At 52.1% G+C, this 15,273-nt stretch carries 11 protein-coding genes and 1 pseudogene; all 12 read right to left on the bottom strand.

Annotated elements, in window-relative coordinates; translation table 11 throughout:
• Positions 1-294: 294 nt before the first annotated feature.
• On the bottom strand, positions 295-1,692 hold the full coding sequence (locus M3089_RS13560) for a FimB/Mfa2 family fimbrial subunit (RefSeq protein ID WP_249084654.1): 1,398 nt from the start codon (positions 1,690-1,692) through the stop codon (positions 295-297).
• A 161-nt stretch (positions 1,693-1,853) separates the two neighbouring features.
• Positions 1,854-3,035, bottom strand: a complete 1,182-nt coding sequence (locus M3089_RS13555) for a phosphatase PAP2 family protein (protein WP_249084652.1) — start codon at positions 3,033-3,035, stop codon at positions 1,854-1,856.
• A gap of 47 nt (positions 3,036-3,082) precedes the next feature.
• Entirely contained in the window at positions 3,083-5,365 is a 2,283-nt protein-coding gene (locus M3089_RS13550) for a TonB-dependent receptor domain-containing protein (protein WP_249084650.1), read from the bottom strand.
• A gap of 68 nt (positions 5,366-5,433) precedes the next feature.
• Positions 5,434-6,192, bottom strand: a complete 759-nt coding sequence (locus tag M3089_RS13545; RefSeq protein WP_249084648.1) for a methyltransferase family protein — start codon at positions 6,190-6,192, stop codon at positions 5,434-5,436.
• A 671-nt stretch (positions 6,193-6,863) separates the two neighbouring features.
• Positions 6,864-7,964 carry a sensor histidine kinase gene (locus tag M3089_RS13540; RefSeq protein WP_249084646.1) on the bottom strand — a complete coding sequence of 367 codons (1,101 nt, stop codon included), beginning with the start codon at positions 7,962-7,964 and terminating at the stop codon, positions 6,864-6,866.
• Positions 7,933-8,609, bottom strand: a pseudogene (locus tag M3089_RS13535) (response regulator transcription factor). The gene M3089_RS13540 and the pseudogene M3089_RS13535 overlap by 32 nt, the downstream one beginning before the upstream one ends.
• Positions 8,606-9,022 (bottom strand): EamA family transporter, encoded by a 417-nt coding sequence (locus M3089_RS13530; protein ID WP_249084645.1) that lies wholly within the window; start codon positions 9,020-9,022, stop codon positions 8,606-8,608. Before M3089_RS13530 ends, M3089_RS13535 begins: the two are co-directional and overlap by 4 nt.
• Before the next feature lie 92 nt (positions 9,023-9,114).
• A complete protein-coding gene (locus M3089_RS13525; protein ID WP_249084643.1) occupies positions 9,115-12,240 on the bottom strand; it encodes an efflux RND transporter permease subunit in 3,126 nt (1,041 codons plus the stop codon).
• A gap of 12 nt (positions 12,241-12,252) precedes the next feature.
• Positions 12,253-13,131, bottom strand: coding sequence for an efflux RND transporter periplasmic adaptor subunit (locus M3089_RS13520; RefSeq protein WP_249084641.1), 879 nt, complete (start codon positions 13,129-13,131; stop codon positions 12,253-12,255).
• Positions 13,132-13,145: 14 nt separating this feature from the next.
• Positions 13,146-14,243: a TolC family protein gene (locus M3089_RS13515; RefSeq protein WP_249084639.1), complete on the bottom strand. Its 1,098-nt coding sequence runs from the start codon at positions 14,241-14,243 to the stop codon at positions 13,146-13,148.
• A gap of 33 nt (positions 14,244-14,276) precedes the next feature.
• Positions 14,277-14,702 carry a hypothetical protein gene (locus M3089_RS13510; protein ID WP_249084637.1) on the bottom strand — a complete coding sequence of 142 codons (426 nt, stop codon included), beginning with the start codon at positions 14,700-14,702 and terminating at the stop codon, positions 14,277-14,279.
• 347 nt (positions 14,703-15,049) lie between these two features.
• A partial coding sequence (locus M3089_RS13505; protein ID WP_249084635.1) for a hypothetical protein occupies positions 15,050-15,273 on the bottom strand: 224 nt, incomplete at its 5' end.

The following is a 15,273-nucleotide window of genomic DNA, read 5'->3' as shown; positions in this document are numbered from 1 at the left end:
GTGGGGCCTGCCAACATGTTGGTGTCCGACCTGCAACACCAGCCCAAACGAGGCCCTGTTTATATGTTAGTGGCCTGAAGTACGCAATGGACTGCCGGCAGACATCGTCGAAAAAACAACCGCGTCAGGCAAGAAACAAAACACAAAAAGTCCCGTGCAGCACTACATTATTGCAGCGCTACACGGGAAATTCGAACCGTACCGAAATTGCATGCCGATGAATTTGCATGCAGGTTGGCACAACATTGTAAATAAGGCCACATCATGTGACAGTAAGCCACAAGCCTCGTTATATCATTTAAATGTCACCGTGGTTACGGCCCGAAGCAGAGTTGAGCCATCAATGGTGGGCGAAGTGTATCCAGAACTGGAAAATACGTAACACACAAGCTTGCCATTGTCTTTGACAAAATAGTTTTCCCCAGTGCCAAACAACTCAAACTTCCCCTTTAACAGCACCTTGTTTATCGTGCCAAATTCAGCATAGATGACATCCATTTCATCTTTTGTCGGTATCCGCCAGCCAGATATGTCATAACCTTCAGTCATCTTTGCAATGGCCGCATTAACCAATTCTTCAGCTGCCTCCTGCGCTATTTGCTTAACGTTAAGCCCGTCCACTTCATCTGTTGAAACCAATGTAACCGTGGTTGTGCCGCCCGACGTCTTTGAGTCTAACACATAATATTTGTCTTTATATATCGTTCCTTTCTCCGGCGCCCCCGTCGGGACAATCGGGACATCGGGTTCTTTCTCATCAGAATCGTCAACGGGGTCTTCCGGAACGACAGTGCCTGTGCTGCCGCGTTCGTCAAAGTCGAACTTTATCTCGCGCTCCCCACTCCACGTGGCGCCCACAATCGTACCAGCCAACGAGACTCCCAAGCGTTCGGTATATGTGCCGACAATGTTGATTTTGTAATTTGCGACAAGCTCTTGGCTGCTTGTATAAGAATAGCTCTTGACCTTTCCGTCTTTCCCTGTGATGTTTACGGAAATGGTGGCGTTCTCGGCCGACGGTGGCAAGACATACCTGCCGGCAGATGTCTTCCACGTCTTCGTACTGCCGTCTTTGGCCAATGGCAACACTTCGCTGGCCCCATTGTCCGAATAAGTGCCGTTGATGCACACCGAGGAATACAGCGGAGCGATTGTTACAGAGACGCCCGTGGCCGTGGAAGGCACATTATTTATTACTATGCTCTCTATTTTCATCACCTTGCGCTGCATTGTCAGCGTCAGCGTATTCTCGCCTCCTTCGACCAGGCTGACCGTACTGCTTGCCGACATCAGGTCGCCGTGTGACTCTCCAGTCAGGCTAACAACCGACTCCGGGCGCGCTTCGGCTTCGGAAGGCAGGCTGTAATTTCCGGCATCAGCGCCCGCAATGGCAAATACACTGTACTTGCCTTCAATCAAATCGATGGAAAGCGACGCCGCCTCCTCAGCAACCTGAACACGTTTGCTACATTTCCCGCTACTGTCAAACACGTAGACGTAAACAGGATAACTTACCTTACTTGCTTCGCCGTCAGCACCCTTGATGCCATCATCTACACGGGTACGGATAGTTAGCGTACTGTTGGGCTCGGGCTGCAACCCGCCCTCGAATGAAACATCCTCCGTACAGGAGGTGCCCATTGTGGCCAAAATGGTGGCCGTCAACAGGCTCTTGAGTAAAAATTTTCTCATCACCTACACTTAATGATGAATTAAATAATATTTTAATAGTTAGTGCAAATATACACAATTTATTTCATCATCAAGTATAATTTCGACTTATTTTTACAATAAAATCAAAGTATTTGTGTGCCAGTATGATACAGTCAGAACACTCACTGCCGCCAAAGTGTTCAAAAAATTACATTAACTGATCCTCCTATAACAATCAAATGGCTTGTCGACTTAGCCGGCGATATCCGGTTGAAAGAAAGGTTGTAGTCGGCAAACATACGTATGCCGAGATTTGACCTTGCCCTGAACGTCAGCGAAACCCCTATTCCAAGCCCTGCCCCACAGTTCTTTCCGATGGCATATTCAGATGTCTTCATCTGGTTGCAGAAGCTCATCCCGACAAGAGCCTTGCTTCCAATCAAGAGCCGCGACATGATTGGATAGGAAAAATAAGCACCTGCATGGACAAGAAACATATCCAAAGTTTCGTCGAGAGCATGGCCGTTGTAAATTACAGCATTGTTGGAAACAGCCAGTCTGCCCCCCACTCCTATATATGGATTGAAGAAATACGCCCCCTCAAGGCCCGCCGTGCTGCCAGACGAAAACTGCAATGATGAATTGCCGGGCAGGCTGTAGTTTCCTGGCATGGCGTTCAACCCGAGGTAAAGGCCCACAAATGTCGGCGCATCATCCACAGAGTAATTGTCTGAGATATCATAATAATGGATGCCCTTGTCGTTAAAAATGAGATCGGCAATATAGTAACCTGCCTCGGTGGAAAGGATGCCGATGCCCGCCCCTGTAAGCACATCGCTCAGCCAATGCTTGTTGTTGGCCATGCGCATAAGCCCTGTGGCAGTGGCAACGGAATAGGCCCCGATGCCTATCCAGGGGCAAATGTGCCCATATTCTTTGGTAAGCATGGTGGCCGTCATGAAAGCAGTGGCAGTGTGTCCCGACGGGAAAGAGTTGTCGTTTGCCCCGTCTGGGCGCATCACACGGGTCGACTGCTTCAACGAATAGACGACACCGCCCATTATTACAGCCGAAAAGGCATCGGAAGCAAGCATCCGCCCCCACGAGCTTCGCCCTTCTGCACCGCCAAGCTTCATGCCAACCATCACGGCAGCCGGCAGGTATTGAAGATAGTCATCGGCGTGGCGGTTGAAGCTTGGCAGGTAATCGTTACGCAGACTACGGAAGTGGTCGTCTTCGCTTTTTACCACGAGGCCGGCCGCTACCAACGGCACGCCGACACAAGTAACCTTGAACACACGCGAGGCGGCCTGCCGCTCGAAAAACGACCGGCCGCGCGCGGCGTCGGCAAGGCTGTCGTCCTGGGCTTTTGCCGGATTCATAGCCAACGCCGTCAAGCTGCATATCACCAAACGTTTCATGCTGTCTGTCATCTGTCTTTGTGCTTTAATGGTTCAAAATTCCATGCCACACCGAAATAAAACACGCGTGAACCGTTGCGTTGCTCAACGCGCTGCTGCAGTTGGGGTGTGTCGATGGTATATGTAGTATGGCTTGTTCCAAACACATCGGAAAGTGTGGCATTAAGCGAGATATTCAGCTTTGGTATTTCATACTTAAGGCCAATGTCCATCGAAAATGAGCCTTCACGCCTACCCTGCGGTGTCAGTGCAGTCGACAACACACGTGAGTTGAGTTGCAACAAGGCATTTCCGAAAGGCACGAGTGCGGCGTTCATCGACGCACTCCAAGCCACGGCACCCTTGTGCGAGGCATAGCCCAGACGCGTGGCGTCGATACGGTCGTAGAACAGATTGCCGTTTACATTGAGCGTCAGCCACTTGCCTATTTCCGAACCAACCATCACTTCGGCCCCGGCAGCCGAACTGTTGTCCATGTTCTCTTTCGTTGTCATCAGCACATTGCCGTCAACATAGCGCGTTATCGTTGTGAGCTTGTTCGTGACGTAACGATAATAGACCGCACCAAGAATGGTTGTGGCGCCCTTTTTCCATTGGTAGGCAGCCTCCAACGAGTGAACCTTTTCAGGCTCAAGATACGGATTGCCGGCTTTGAGCGTCAAAGGGTTCTGGTATTCGGGAAAAGGGTTGAGGTCGTCGGCCTCAGGCCGGTTTACCCGCAGGCTGTAACTTAACCGCAATTCGTTGTGCCCGTCAATCGCATAAGAGGTGTGCAGCGTTGGATAAACCATGAAGTAAGCATTGTTGACAATGCTGTCGAGGGTGAACAACTGCGACTTTATCTGCATGTGTTCAGGCCTCAGCCCAAGCAACACGCCCCATCTGCCCTGCTCATATTTCAAGGTGGCATAAAACGAATGGCACGTCTCATGGTTGGTGAAGTCGCTTGTGCGGTTTGGGTCGGCAACAAAGCCGCTGCCGTCGAAACTCTGTGCATGATAAAAAAGGTCGGTCTGCAGCGCATCCAGCTCGTAGCCCAGGCTCAGTTTCAGCCTGCCTCCCAACCTGCGCCGGTAGCCCACACGCAACAAATGGCGGTAATAGGCCTGCCATATCTGCGTGTTGTCTTTTGAGCTGCCGTCGGTCGAGAAGGTGGAATACCTGTTGTCTTCCAGGCCCTCAAGCGAAAAATAGCCGTAGTCAACCGTTAGCTTATGCCCGCGGCCGAAAGTATGGGCATAGACCGTAGCCACTTCCCACTGCTTCACGCTCTCGTCGTCATCGCGGCAACGCCGGCCCTGGTATCCAATATTGTTGCTGGCATCCGTCTCGGTGGTATAGATATTGTCATGGCGGGCAAAACCGCGGCTGTTGAAGCCTCCGCTCAGCTGCAGCCGGTCGTTGCGTGTGATGTTCCAATCAGCACCGGCCCTGACGATGTTCGACAACGGATGCGCAACGGCAGCCGTCTGCTGCATTACATACGGGATGGCATTGCCATTCCTGATACGCCTGTCGTGGATGTCGGTTTCATACAAATCGCGACGTATGCCGTAGCTCGCAAACAGGTTGAGCCTGTCGGTCTTAAAGCCGGCCGACGCCGTGGCGTTCTTCCGGCCGCCAGTCCCGACATTGGCAGAGATGCCTCCACTAAGCCCAGCCTTGCCCTGTGTCTTCCTCACTATGTTGATAATGCCGTTTACTCCGTCGGGTTTGTAGGCCGCCGACGGATTGGTTATCACCTCGATACGCTCGATGTCGGGCGCCGGCATCTGGCGCAGCACATCGGCACGCGTGCGTGAGCTCATCAGCGTTGAAGGCTTGCCGTCGAGCAATATGGTGACATTCTCGCTGCCGCGAAGGCTTACCTTGCCGTCAACGTCGACCGTGACCGACGGGATGTTGCGCATAAGGTCGCTCACCAAGCCCGAACTGCTCATGAGGTCTGTGCCCACGTTAAACACTCGCTTGTCGAGATATTGTACGTAGGCAGGCCGTCTCCCTTCGACAACCACTCCGTCGAGGTGGCCGGAAGACGGATGCATATATAACGTGCCGAAGTCTACCGGATTTTGACTGCCCAATCGGAATGCAGACGAACGGGTGACAGAATAGCCTATGAAACGGCATTCTACATAATAATTGCCCGCTGCCACGGATGTGAACACAAAGCGCCCGTCGGTGCCGCTGACTGTTCCTGCAACAAGCACACTGTCTGCCGAACGATACAACACCACATCGGCATAGCCGAGAGCCTCGCCAGAATCGTGCGCCACAACGGTGCCTGTCACGCCTGAAGCGTTGGCCGGCAGTGCTGCCAACCAGCAACCACATATCAAAACAGACAATGCTTTCATCTTTACCTGCCCTGCTCATCAAGGAGCTTAGTGTGTGACTTGACGTTCTTCAATACAAAATAGGCAATGCCGCTTATTGCCGTTGCCACGTATAAAGGCCGGTTCAGGGATACTGACGCTACCTGCCAATATACAATGATGTCGAAAAGAGTGAACAGCAGGAAGAGGGCAAAGACCCCGTTTTTCTCTTTCTTGACCACTTTTTTCCATGAAAAGGCAATGCCCGAGGCACGGTAATGCCTGAAATCGGGCAGGAATGCCGGTGTCCGACCGGCCCAATCCAAGTAGGCAACGCCGAATTTCCTGCGCAAAAACTGCTCTTCAGCAAACATGATGCGCTCGTAGTAGAGCCAATAACAAAGTGCAAACACTGCCACGAAAGCGGCATTGCACGTAAGCATGGCTATGCCAAGCCACATGAGGCAGTTGCCCAAGTACAACGGATGGCGCACAACCGAGTATGCATCCATGGTGTTGAGCCCGTCGGCCACTTGTCTTTCCGTATTCCTGCCAGAAGTGCCCACGGGTGTGTGGCCTACGGTGTAGGCGCGCACAAACAGTCCGGCCAGGCTTGTGCCGAAGCAGAGGCACTCGTAGGCGTGCCAATGGTGGACGGCTGACGAGAACAGGATTCCAGAACTGTGGATGACAAACAGCATAGCCGCTATGCCTGCCGGCAATGCCACGAGTGGCAGGAAGCTCCTACGGCAAAACAACCAATTGACTTGTGATTCAATTTCCTCTTGCAATGCCATAATCATTATCTGTATTTAATGTTACGGTTGCAAAATTACGGCCCGACTTTGTTGGAAATTTGAAGTTTTGCTGTTAAAACGGTTATAATTCTGACATATCGGTGCATCAGCGCCACCCACAAGCCGTGCCTACATCCGCCTGCCGCCAAGGCCGCTTTTCGACGCCATTGCAAAACGGGCCGTTTTGCGTGTCCATACGGCCCGTTTCATTCTCCAATATGGCAGCTTTCGGAATGCAAAACGGCCCGTATCGTTTAACACCCGCAACAACAGCCCACAACAATCGTATCGGCACGACCATGCGCTACAGCCATATCCGACCAGAAAGGCCATTTAACCTAAACCAATGGGCAGCTTGCTGAATGTTGGCTTCCATATATCTGCCATCGTCACAAAATGCTTCTGCCCTTCCTGCGGCAACCTGCCCGCCGCGGTGTCCCTATGCCGCCCGCCGCGCCTTGGACAAAGCCAGCAACCAATATGCACGGAAGCAGAGACGCATGTGTTGGGGCATCTGATGGCTGTCGGGGCTGAACAGACAGCCTGCCGACGGCAGCCTGCGCCGCAAACCCTGCCGGCAACGCTGCCAGACACACTCATGTCGAAGTGCCGCACAATGACGGCATGGCAGGCGTAACGCAGCATGCAGGCGCAAACGGGAAAGCCCAAGCATACTGCTAAAAGCCGACCGTGAAACAGTGGAGGCCATCTTTGTAAGCATATTCCACCGTCCAGCCATGATAGTCGCAAACGGCCTTGACTATGGCCAGTCCGAGCCCATTGCCCTTGGGCTTGTTGCCGGGCCTGTAAAAACGGTTGAAAACCAGTCTGCCGTCGAGCGGAGGGTCGTCAGACGTATTGGCCACGACGAGCCTGTTGCCGCCTACCGAAATTGAAATCTCGCCGCCATCGCGGTTATGGCGCACTGCGTTGACAACAAGGTTGTTTACAAGGCATTCCAGCAGAGTGCGGTTGGCCCTGACCGAAAACGCCCCCGCAAACTCTTTGCAAATGGCAATGTCGCCCGCCAAAAACTCGAGTGAGGGCAGCATTTCGCCTATGAAGCCGCTAAGCTCAATGTCCTCCATCTGCTCGTATTGGCGGTTGTCAATCTTTGCCAGCAGCAACAGGTTGCGGTTCATCCGGGCCAGCCGGCTGGCAGTTTCGTACAACCCCTGAATCTGAACGGCCTGCCGCTTGGTGAGGTCGGGCGACTGGAGCAGCAAGTCAAGCTTGCTTTGGAATACAGCAAGCGGCGTCTGCAACTCGTGTGAGGCATTCTCTGTAAACTCCTTCTGCATGTTGTAGCTTGCCAGGCTGTTGTGCATCAGCGTTCGCAATGTGCTGTCAAGGCGTACAAACTCGGTGACATTGCTCTCTGGAAAGTCGGGCACCCTGCCGTTTTCAAGCCTGAACCCCTCGATAAGGCACAGCGTACGGTCGAAAGGTTGCCACAGCCTGCGCGATATGAACCGCACGGTGAGCACCATGGCCACGACCAGAACAAATGTTATGACAGCAAACTGTATCATCACGCCTTTCATGATGTCCTCTTCCAAATCGAGCGCCGGAATGGGCTGACCGCTCCTTACCGCCTCTATGATGTCTATCATGTCTTCAGCATAATAGTGCTTTGTCAACAGGTAAAACAGCGGTGTGGCAAGCAACAGCAGCACAGCAATGCAAGCCACAAACTGCACGAGCATTTTCCGCGAAAGGCTCTGGCACTTCACACGCTCCATAGTGTCAAATCTCAATACATTTATACCCGGTTCCATAAATGTTCTTAACGCAGTCTCTAACCCCGGCCTCCGCCAGTTTGGCCTTTAAGTTCTTGATGTGCGTATAAACGAAATCGTGGTTGTCAAACATGTCTGCCATGTCTCCGCTAAGATGCTCGGCCATAGACGCTTTCGACACCACCTTGTTGCGGTTGCCTATGAAGAACAGCAACAACTCATACTCCATGCGCGTCAGCACAACCTGACGGCCACCCACACTGACCGATTTGGCCGGCAGGTTTATCTCGATGCCGTTGCTGCGCAATATGTTGTTGGCCGCAAACTCTTTCCTGCGGATGATGGCGTAAATGCGCATCGACAACTCCGGCAGATGGAAAGGCTTAGCCAGATAGTCGTCGGCACCAATCTCCAACCCCTTTACCTTGTCGTCGAGCGAGTCTTTGGCAGACACTATTATCACCCCCACGGGATTGCGTTTCTTCCTTTTGTCGCGCAGAATGTCAAGCCCGTTGCCGCCCGCAACATCAAGTCGAGCAGCACACAATCGTAATCATAAAGATTAACCTTCATCTTTGCGGTGTCGTAAGTGAACGCCTGTTCGCACACATAGTTTTCTGAACTGAGGTATGTCACGATGTTTTCCGACAGCTCCCGCTCGTCTTCTATAATCAGTAATTTCATTTAATGCAAATCAATATACTACCACCAACTATTAGCAAACCGCCAACAACGACCCTAAGACTTACCTGCTCTTTAAAGAAAATAAAGGCAATGGCCATGGTGATGACCACGCTCAGCTTATCCAACGGAACCACACGGGAAAGGTCGCCAAGCTGCAAGGCCTTGAAATAAAACAGCCACGACAGCCCCGTGGCCAGTCCGCTGACCACAAGGAATATCCACGCATGGCCCGGTATCGACCTTATCTCCCTCAGATGAGGCCCAAACAACACGATGCCCCAGGTCAGCATGAGCACGACGGAAGTACGTATGGCCGTGGCTAAATCCGAATTTATGCCCCTAACACCCATCTTGGCAAAGACCGACGTCAATGCCGCAAACAGCGCAGAAAGCAGTGCATAACACTTCCACATGATTGTTATCGCTATTTGATTAGTCCGTGCAAATTTATATTATTGCCACAAAAGTAATGCCGAATTTTGAAGGAAATTTGAAGATATGGCCGTCATTTCCGCCCTATGCGGTAAATAAGCCGCATCGCCGCAGGCAACACCACCAATAGCAGAGGCAGCCTCGCCACAAAGCCACCTATCACCGCCACGGCCAACGGTTGCTGCATCTGTGCGCCAACACCCCATCCGAGAGCCAGCGGCATCAACGCCAGCACGGCGCCAATGGCCGTCATGAGCTTCGGGCGAATGCGAAGGGCGATGGCATAGTCTACTGCCTCGTCGGGAGTGCCGCCGCGCCTGAGGTTCATTTTGTATTGCCACACGGTGAAAATGGAGTTTTCTGCCAAGATGCCCACTATCACTATGATGCCCGTATAGCTGCTCACATTGAGAGGAGTGCCTGTTAACCACAGCGCCAAGAGGCAACCGCAAATGCCTGCCAGCGATATGGCGAGCACCACAATAGACAGCCACCATTCACGAAGCAAGAACATAAGCACCGTAAGAACGAGCAATGTAGCAAGGCAGAGTATCGTAGCCAGTTCCTTGAACGACTGCTGCTGCTCGGCGTAAGCACCGCCAAACGACAGGCTGTAGCCCGACGGCAGGGTCAATTGGTGGCCTAAGGCCTGGCGCAGAGCGTCGACAGCGCTCCCCAAGTCACGGTTTTCGAGCCTGGCAGTCAGCGTGATATTGCTCATCAAGTCTTCGCGCCGTTGCTCTATCTCGCCCGGATTAACCATGACATCACAAAAGAACGACAACGGACGTGTGGTGCCGTCGGGCATGAAGATGGGCTGTCTCTGCAACAGTTCCGGCGAGTTGTCGGCAAAGTCGGTGAACCGAAAGAGTATGCGCCGCATCTGTTCGCCATCCTGTATCGACCCGATCTGCAATCCTCCGGTCATAGCGGCCTGTGCCGGGTTGGGCTCTATCACGCCGGCACTCTGGCTGAGCGGTATCCCGCCCGTATAGGCAGTCAGCTGCTCTTGGAAGTCTTCAAGGGAAATGCCGAACTGCGATAGCCGGTCTTCATGGGGAATAAACACCAGCGAAGCCCCTGCCGGCACCAGCCCGTTGTCTATGTCTACAATGCCCGGAACAGTCTGCATGACCTTCTCTACATGCGCTGCCAGTTTCTGGAGAGTGGCATAATCATCACCGAACAGCTTTATCTCGATGGGCTTTGGCGTGCTCATCAGGTCGCCAAGCAAATCGGCTATGCGCTGGCCGAAGTCGATGGTCATGAGAGGAACAGCCTGCGAGATGCTGCGCCGGAGGTCGCTTATCACTTCGGGTGTCGACTTTTTGCGGTCTTTCTTCAGCTGTATGAGATAGTCGCCAAAGTTGGTTGGCCTTGTCTTGAACGACATTCCCAAAGCCGTACGCCGTGAATATGTCTCTACATCCGGATGCTTCATAATGATGTTCTCCATCTGACGGCACAGGCGGTCGGTCTCTTCTATGTCGGTGCCGGCCGGCGAATGGTAGTCGAGCACTATCGTTCCCTCATCCAGGTCGGGCAGGAACCCTGATGCCAAGTGGCCTGAAGAGTACCACCCTCCGAGGCATAATAGCAGCATGAAGACGGCGGCGAAGACCGGCTTACGGTACAGTTTGGTTAGAAAATGCACCTTGCTTATTGAGTCGGCTTCCATATCCCGGGCTGTCATGCCTACCACCCCCGGCTTGCCATTATATCCCATCACAAGGTGAAGTACAGGCAGCAGCAGCCATGTCACGAGGAAAGAGGCTGCCATGGTGAGCATCATAGTGTCAGACAATTCCCTGAAAAAGCTGCCCGCAAGCCCGCTCATGAGCCTGAACGGGAAATGTATGACGATGGTGGCCAGCGACGATGCGACCATGGCCGGGAACAAATCGTGTACTGCCCTGCTCACCGCCGTAAAACGGTCGATGCCCGGCCGCTCTTCGTGCTCGCGGTAAATCTGCTCTATTATTACTATAGCGTCATCGATGATGAGCCCCACCGATGCGGCCATGGCACCCAAAGACATGACGTTGATTGTAATCCCGGCCAAGTGGCACAGCTGGATGCTGAAAGCAACAGTGACGGGAATGGTAAGCATGACAACCATGCTCGACCTCCACGAACGGAGAAACAACACCATGACGGCGAAGGCAAGGAAAAGCCCTTCGTAAATAGTGCGCAGCACGCTGTGTATGCTGCTGCCCACAAAAGCGCTCTGGTTGTAGTATGGTTTCAGTTCGTAGCCTTCGGGAAGTTGCGAGCGTATCTCGTCAGCCTTGGCCTCAACATCCTTTGCAAACGTGAGAAGGTTGACGCCGGGCTGCTTAACCAGGTCGACCAGCACGGCGTCGTTGCCGTCGGCATTTATCTTCAAGAATTCCTGCTGCTCCTGTATCTCAACATCGGCAATGTCGCGCAAGCGCACAATGCGCCTGCCGTCATTGCGTATGATGGTGTTTTTCAAATCGTCCAAGTCGTTGATACGTGTGTCTGTCAACGACAGGTACAGGCGGCCGTAGTCGGCCACATTGCCATTGCCAAGCACGAAGTTTGTCTTTGAAAATGCCGACTTGACTTGCGCCGGGGTTATGCCCAGCATAGACATCCTGGCGGCATCGGGCTTGACTACAAACTCTTTTGCCTTGCCGCCTCGCACAACTACATTGCTAATGCCGTCGACCTGGCTGAACATCGGCCTCACTACAAGGTTGCCGACATCGCGCAGCGCAATGCGGCTGTGGGTGTTGCTCTCGAGCGTAAACCCGTATACGGGAAAGAGCGACTGGTTCATCGCTTCTGTCGATATGACCGTCCCGGCAGGCAGGAAGCCTTTCACCTCGTTGATGCGGCTCTCGAGCTGGGTCTTGAGCGCATATATGTCAAGCCCCCATTTGAAATAAACATCGATGACACAGCTGCCACGCGACGTGCTGCTCTTCACTACCGTGGTGCCCTGCACTTTCTTCACGGCGCTCTCCAATGGCTTGGTTACCGTTATCAGCATCCTGTCGACAGGCTGCTGCCCGGCATCGGCTATGACGGTGATGCGCGGGAACAGCACCTCAGGAAACAGGGTCGTCTGCATCTGTGTGTAGCTGTATATGCCCGACAACAAGAGTAGCAGGCCTACAAAAAGTATCGGCTTGGCATAAAGGCGATGGTAATTCCTTCTTTTTATGGCGTCCATGTCTGTGCGTATTTACTGGATTACAACGACCTTGGCCTTGTCTGGCAGACCATAGCTTCCTTCGTTTATCACTTTTTCTTCAGTAGAAAGGGCCGGAGACAATATCTCGATGCTGTCTCGGGTGCTATTGCCTACCACTACCATGACCTTAGCGGCAATGCTGTCATCAGCCAGTCGCATTATCCAAAACTCAGTCATTGTCTCGTCGCTCTGAACGGCACTCTTTGGAAGAATGGCCACTGCCCTTGTCGCACTACGCGACGTAAATATAGCCTTTGCGCTCATCCCCTCGGGCAGCAACGGTGCCTTTGCAACCGCAACGACCTTTTCCGACTGTGAGGCTACGTCCATAGTGGCCAAAGGAAACTTAACCATGGCGCTGAGACGTGTACCATCGGGTAGTTCGATCACACAATGGCTGCCTTCCTTTACATACTGTCTCTGTTCATAGGGAACGTCTATCTCAAAGACCATACTGCGCGCATCAACAACCGTACAAAGCACTTCGCCCTCGGTGACATAACTGCCTGACTGGGCATTGACGTCGAGAACGATGCCGTTGCACGCCGACTTCACATAAATATAATGGTTGCCATGGCCCAAGGCATGCTGCTCCTTGCTCTCCAGACGGTAAAGGATGTCGCCGGCTTTTACCTTCACTCCGGGCTTGACATGGGCCGAGACCACAAACGACGCCACCGGGGCAGAAACGGCCGACTTGCCCTGGTAGGCCGTAACAGCCGTCAACACTGTTTCCTGATTGATGTTTCCCAGACTGGGATATGTCACGTTCACTTGTGTAGCCGGCTTGGAGGCAGACGTCCCCGCGCCGTTGTCTCTGCAAGAAACCAGGCAAACGGCCACACACAATAGAAGATAATCTGCTTTCATATAGACTCTGTCATTTAATGATTCCAATAATTATATGTCACTATTACCAATTTCCTGTTTGCCTGCAACAACAATCTGTCTCTTTCAGCCTGTATACGGTCATGAAGCAACTGCATGTAATCCAATACAGACACCTGCCCGGCCTCCATCTCTTTCGAGTAATCTGAGAGTATGCCGTCATACTCTCCAATCCGCTTTGCCATCGCATCCAGGCGCCGTTCGAACATTCCCAGCTCCGCAAGGCTCTGCTTCAACCTCATATCGCGCTCGTTAGCCGCATTCGCCTTGTATGTACTGATGGTATGCTGCTGCAATTCAGACTGGCGCTTTTTCCACTTCTTTTGACCGCCATCGGCAATGGTCCATGACAGCGTAAGCCCAGCGCTAAGGCCGAAATGCCTGTACCACTCGGAAAAGGCGCCTGCCTGCATACCGCCGTCAACAAACAAATCGAGCCGTGGCTTGTATTTCAGGTTGAAAGAACGCCATGACGCATCAACGTTAAGGCTGTCATGAACATACTGTTCGGTAAAAAGGCTTTCACCGTCTGTGGCCGGCAAGCATGGCCCAATGTCTATGTCTGGAAGCAAGATGTCGTTTGTGTCACTGATGCCGCATATAGTGTTCAGTTCCATCAAGTGTGCATGAAACGACTGCAGATATGAACAACGCAGCTCATCATTGGCGCTCTGCTCTATGGCGATGAGCCTCAAGTCCGACTGTTTGGCCATTCCGCAGCCTGCCAACTTCCTTACTGTTTCTGCCTTGCGCTCAAGCAGCATGTCGATAGAGTCGGCAAAGGCAGCCTGAGTCTGGTCGAGCAGACACAGCAAATACTGTTCTGTGACCATTCGCTCTAACTGGTGCTCCTCCAAACGAATGTTGTAACGTGCCGTTTCCATGTTTATCTGTGATTGCTCGCGGGCCGTCTTGTATGGCGCACGCCCCAGAAGCGGTTGCGTCAATGTGACTCCGGCATGCAAATGTCCGCTGCTTTCGCCAAGGTCATAGCCATAATAGTCTGCTGCATCTTGTGCGTTGAACTTGAACGACGTACGTCCTCCATCTTTTGAAATGATAGGAACAAACAGGTAATCACCATTCAGTTCCAACTGTGAATGCAGGTAAACTGCCTTAAGGCGCTCTTATTCTGCCCGCTCTATCTCTATGCTATTGCGGTAATCGTTTATCAACGGACTGTTGCGCTTAGCCGTTTCGATATACCGATATAGAAGATGGGCACCATCTTGTCCGCTTGAATACAGACTGAAAACCGACAAAGTGAAAAACAATAAGAATCGATTCATGCCTACTTTCGTTTTTGATGCAAAAGTAAAACGGGAGTTTGGCGAAACTTTGAAGAAATGAATTAAATGATGAGGCAATGCATTGATTGTTGTAGATGTGCCTTTCTGAAAATGAAAATTTGCAACAAGCCTATACGTGCAGGCATGCAACCACAAACCGGCAGCAACATCCGTTACTTTCCATATATGCCATATCGCCCTGCAAAACGGCCTGTTTAGCACTGCAATATGGCAGGTTTCACAAGCCCAAACGGCAGGTTTCATGGCAGGGTGAAGCGGTTATTAGCAACTCACTGCGCCACAGCGGGTTAGGCGTAAAGTTGCCAGCACAATACCAACGCACATAACAAGCCAAAGGCTGTGAGTGCCTGCAGGTTGCCGCCAAGCCAATGAGGGGTAGCAGACTTTTGTTTCTGGGATATCACAGGCTGTGGCGTGAAATAGTGACATAACCAAAACGCAAAGCTCATGCCCACCATACGCCATTGCCGATTGAACATAAGAAACTCATCATTGATGCATCAACTAACGCAGGCATCAACGGGACACCCGATAAACATATGGGGCTTAAGCGTACAGGGAGTTATGGTGTTAGAGGACAATGGCATTATTCAAGGAATTGTTTTAGGAGTTAATGAGTTAGGAAGTAAAGGAGTTAAGACAATGGTTTTGGAAACATGGGTGTACTGATGGCATGGGGAACGCGTTGCAGGAAGGCAGTCTATGCTATTGTCCACTAACTCCATATAACACCCCTTAACTTCATATAAGTCCATAAATCCAGCAAGAAAAACTATTGTTTTAACTCCTTTACTTCCTAACTCCTTAACTCCTA

Source organism: Marseilla massiliensis (genome assembly GCF_023336985.1).
GTDB lineage: Bacteria > Bacteroidota > Bacteroidia > Bacteroidales > Bacteroidaceae > Prevotella > Prevotella intestinigallinarum.
The sequence above is the reverse complement of the archived record's forward strand: the minus strand, read 5'-3'. Positions and strand labels throughout refer to the sequence as shown.

Excerpts from the sequence above, each read along its gene's own strand:
- M3089_RS13555 (WP_249084652.1), bottom strand. The coding sequence starts at position 3,035 with ATGAATCCGGCAAAAGCCCAGGACGACAGCCTTGCCGACGCCGCGCGC.
- M3089_RS13520 (WP_249084641.1), bottom strand. The coding sequence starts at position 13,131 with ATGAAAGCAGATTATCTTCTATTGTGTGTGGCCGTTTGCCTGGTTTCT.
- M3089_RS13560 (WP_249084654.1), bottom strand. The coding sequence starts at position 1,692 with ATGAGAAAATTTTTACTCAAGAGCCTGTTGACGGCCACCATTTTGGCC.
- M3089_RS13540 (WP_249084646.1), bottom strand. The coding sequence starts at position 7,964 with ATGGAACCGGGTATAAATGTATTGAGATTTGACACTATGGAGCGTGTG.
- M3089_RS13525 (WP_249084643.1), bottom strand. The coding sequence starts at position 12,240 with ATGGACGCCATAAAAAGAAGGAATTACCATCGCCTTTATGCCAAGCCG.
- M3089_RS13510 (WP_249084637.1), bottom strand. The coding sequence starts at position 14,702 with ATGAAACCTGCCGTTTGGGCTTGTGAAACCTGCCATATTGCAGTGCTA.
- M3089_RS13545 (WP_249084648.1), bottom strand. The coding sequence starts at position 6,192 with ATGATTATGGCATTGCAAGAGGAAATTGAATCACAAGTCAATTGGTTG.
- M3089_RS13530 (WP_249084645.1), bottom strand. The coding sequence starts at position 9,022 with ATGTGGAAGTGTTATGCACTGCTTTCTGCGCTGTTTGCGGCATTGACG.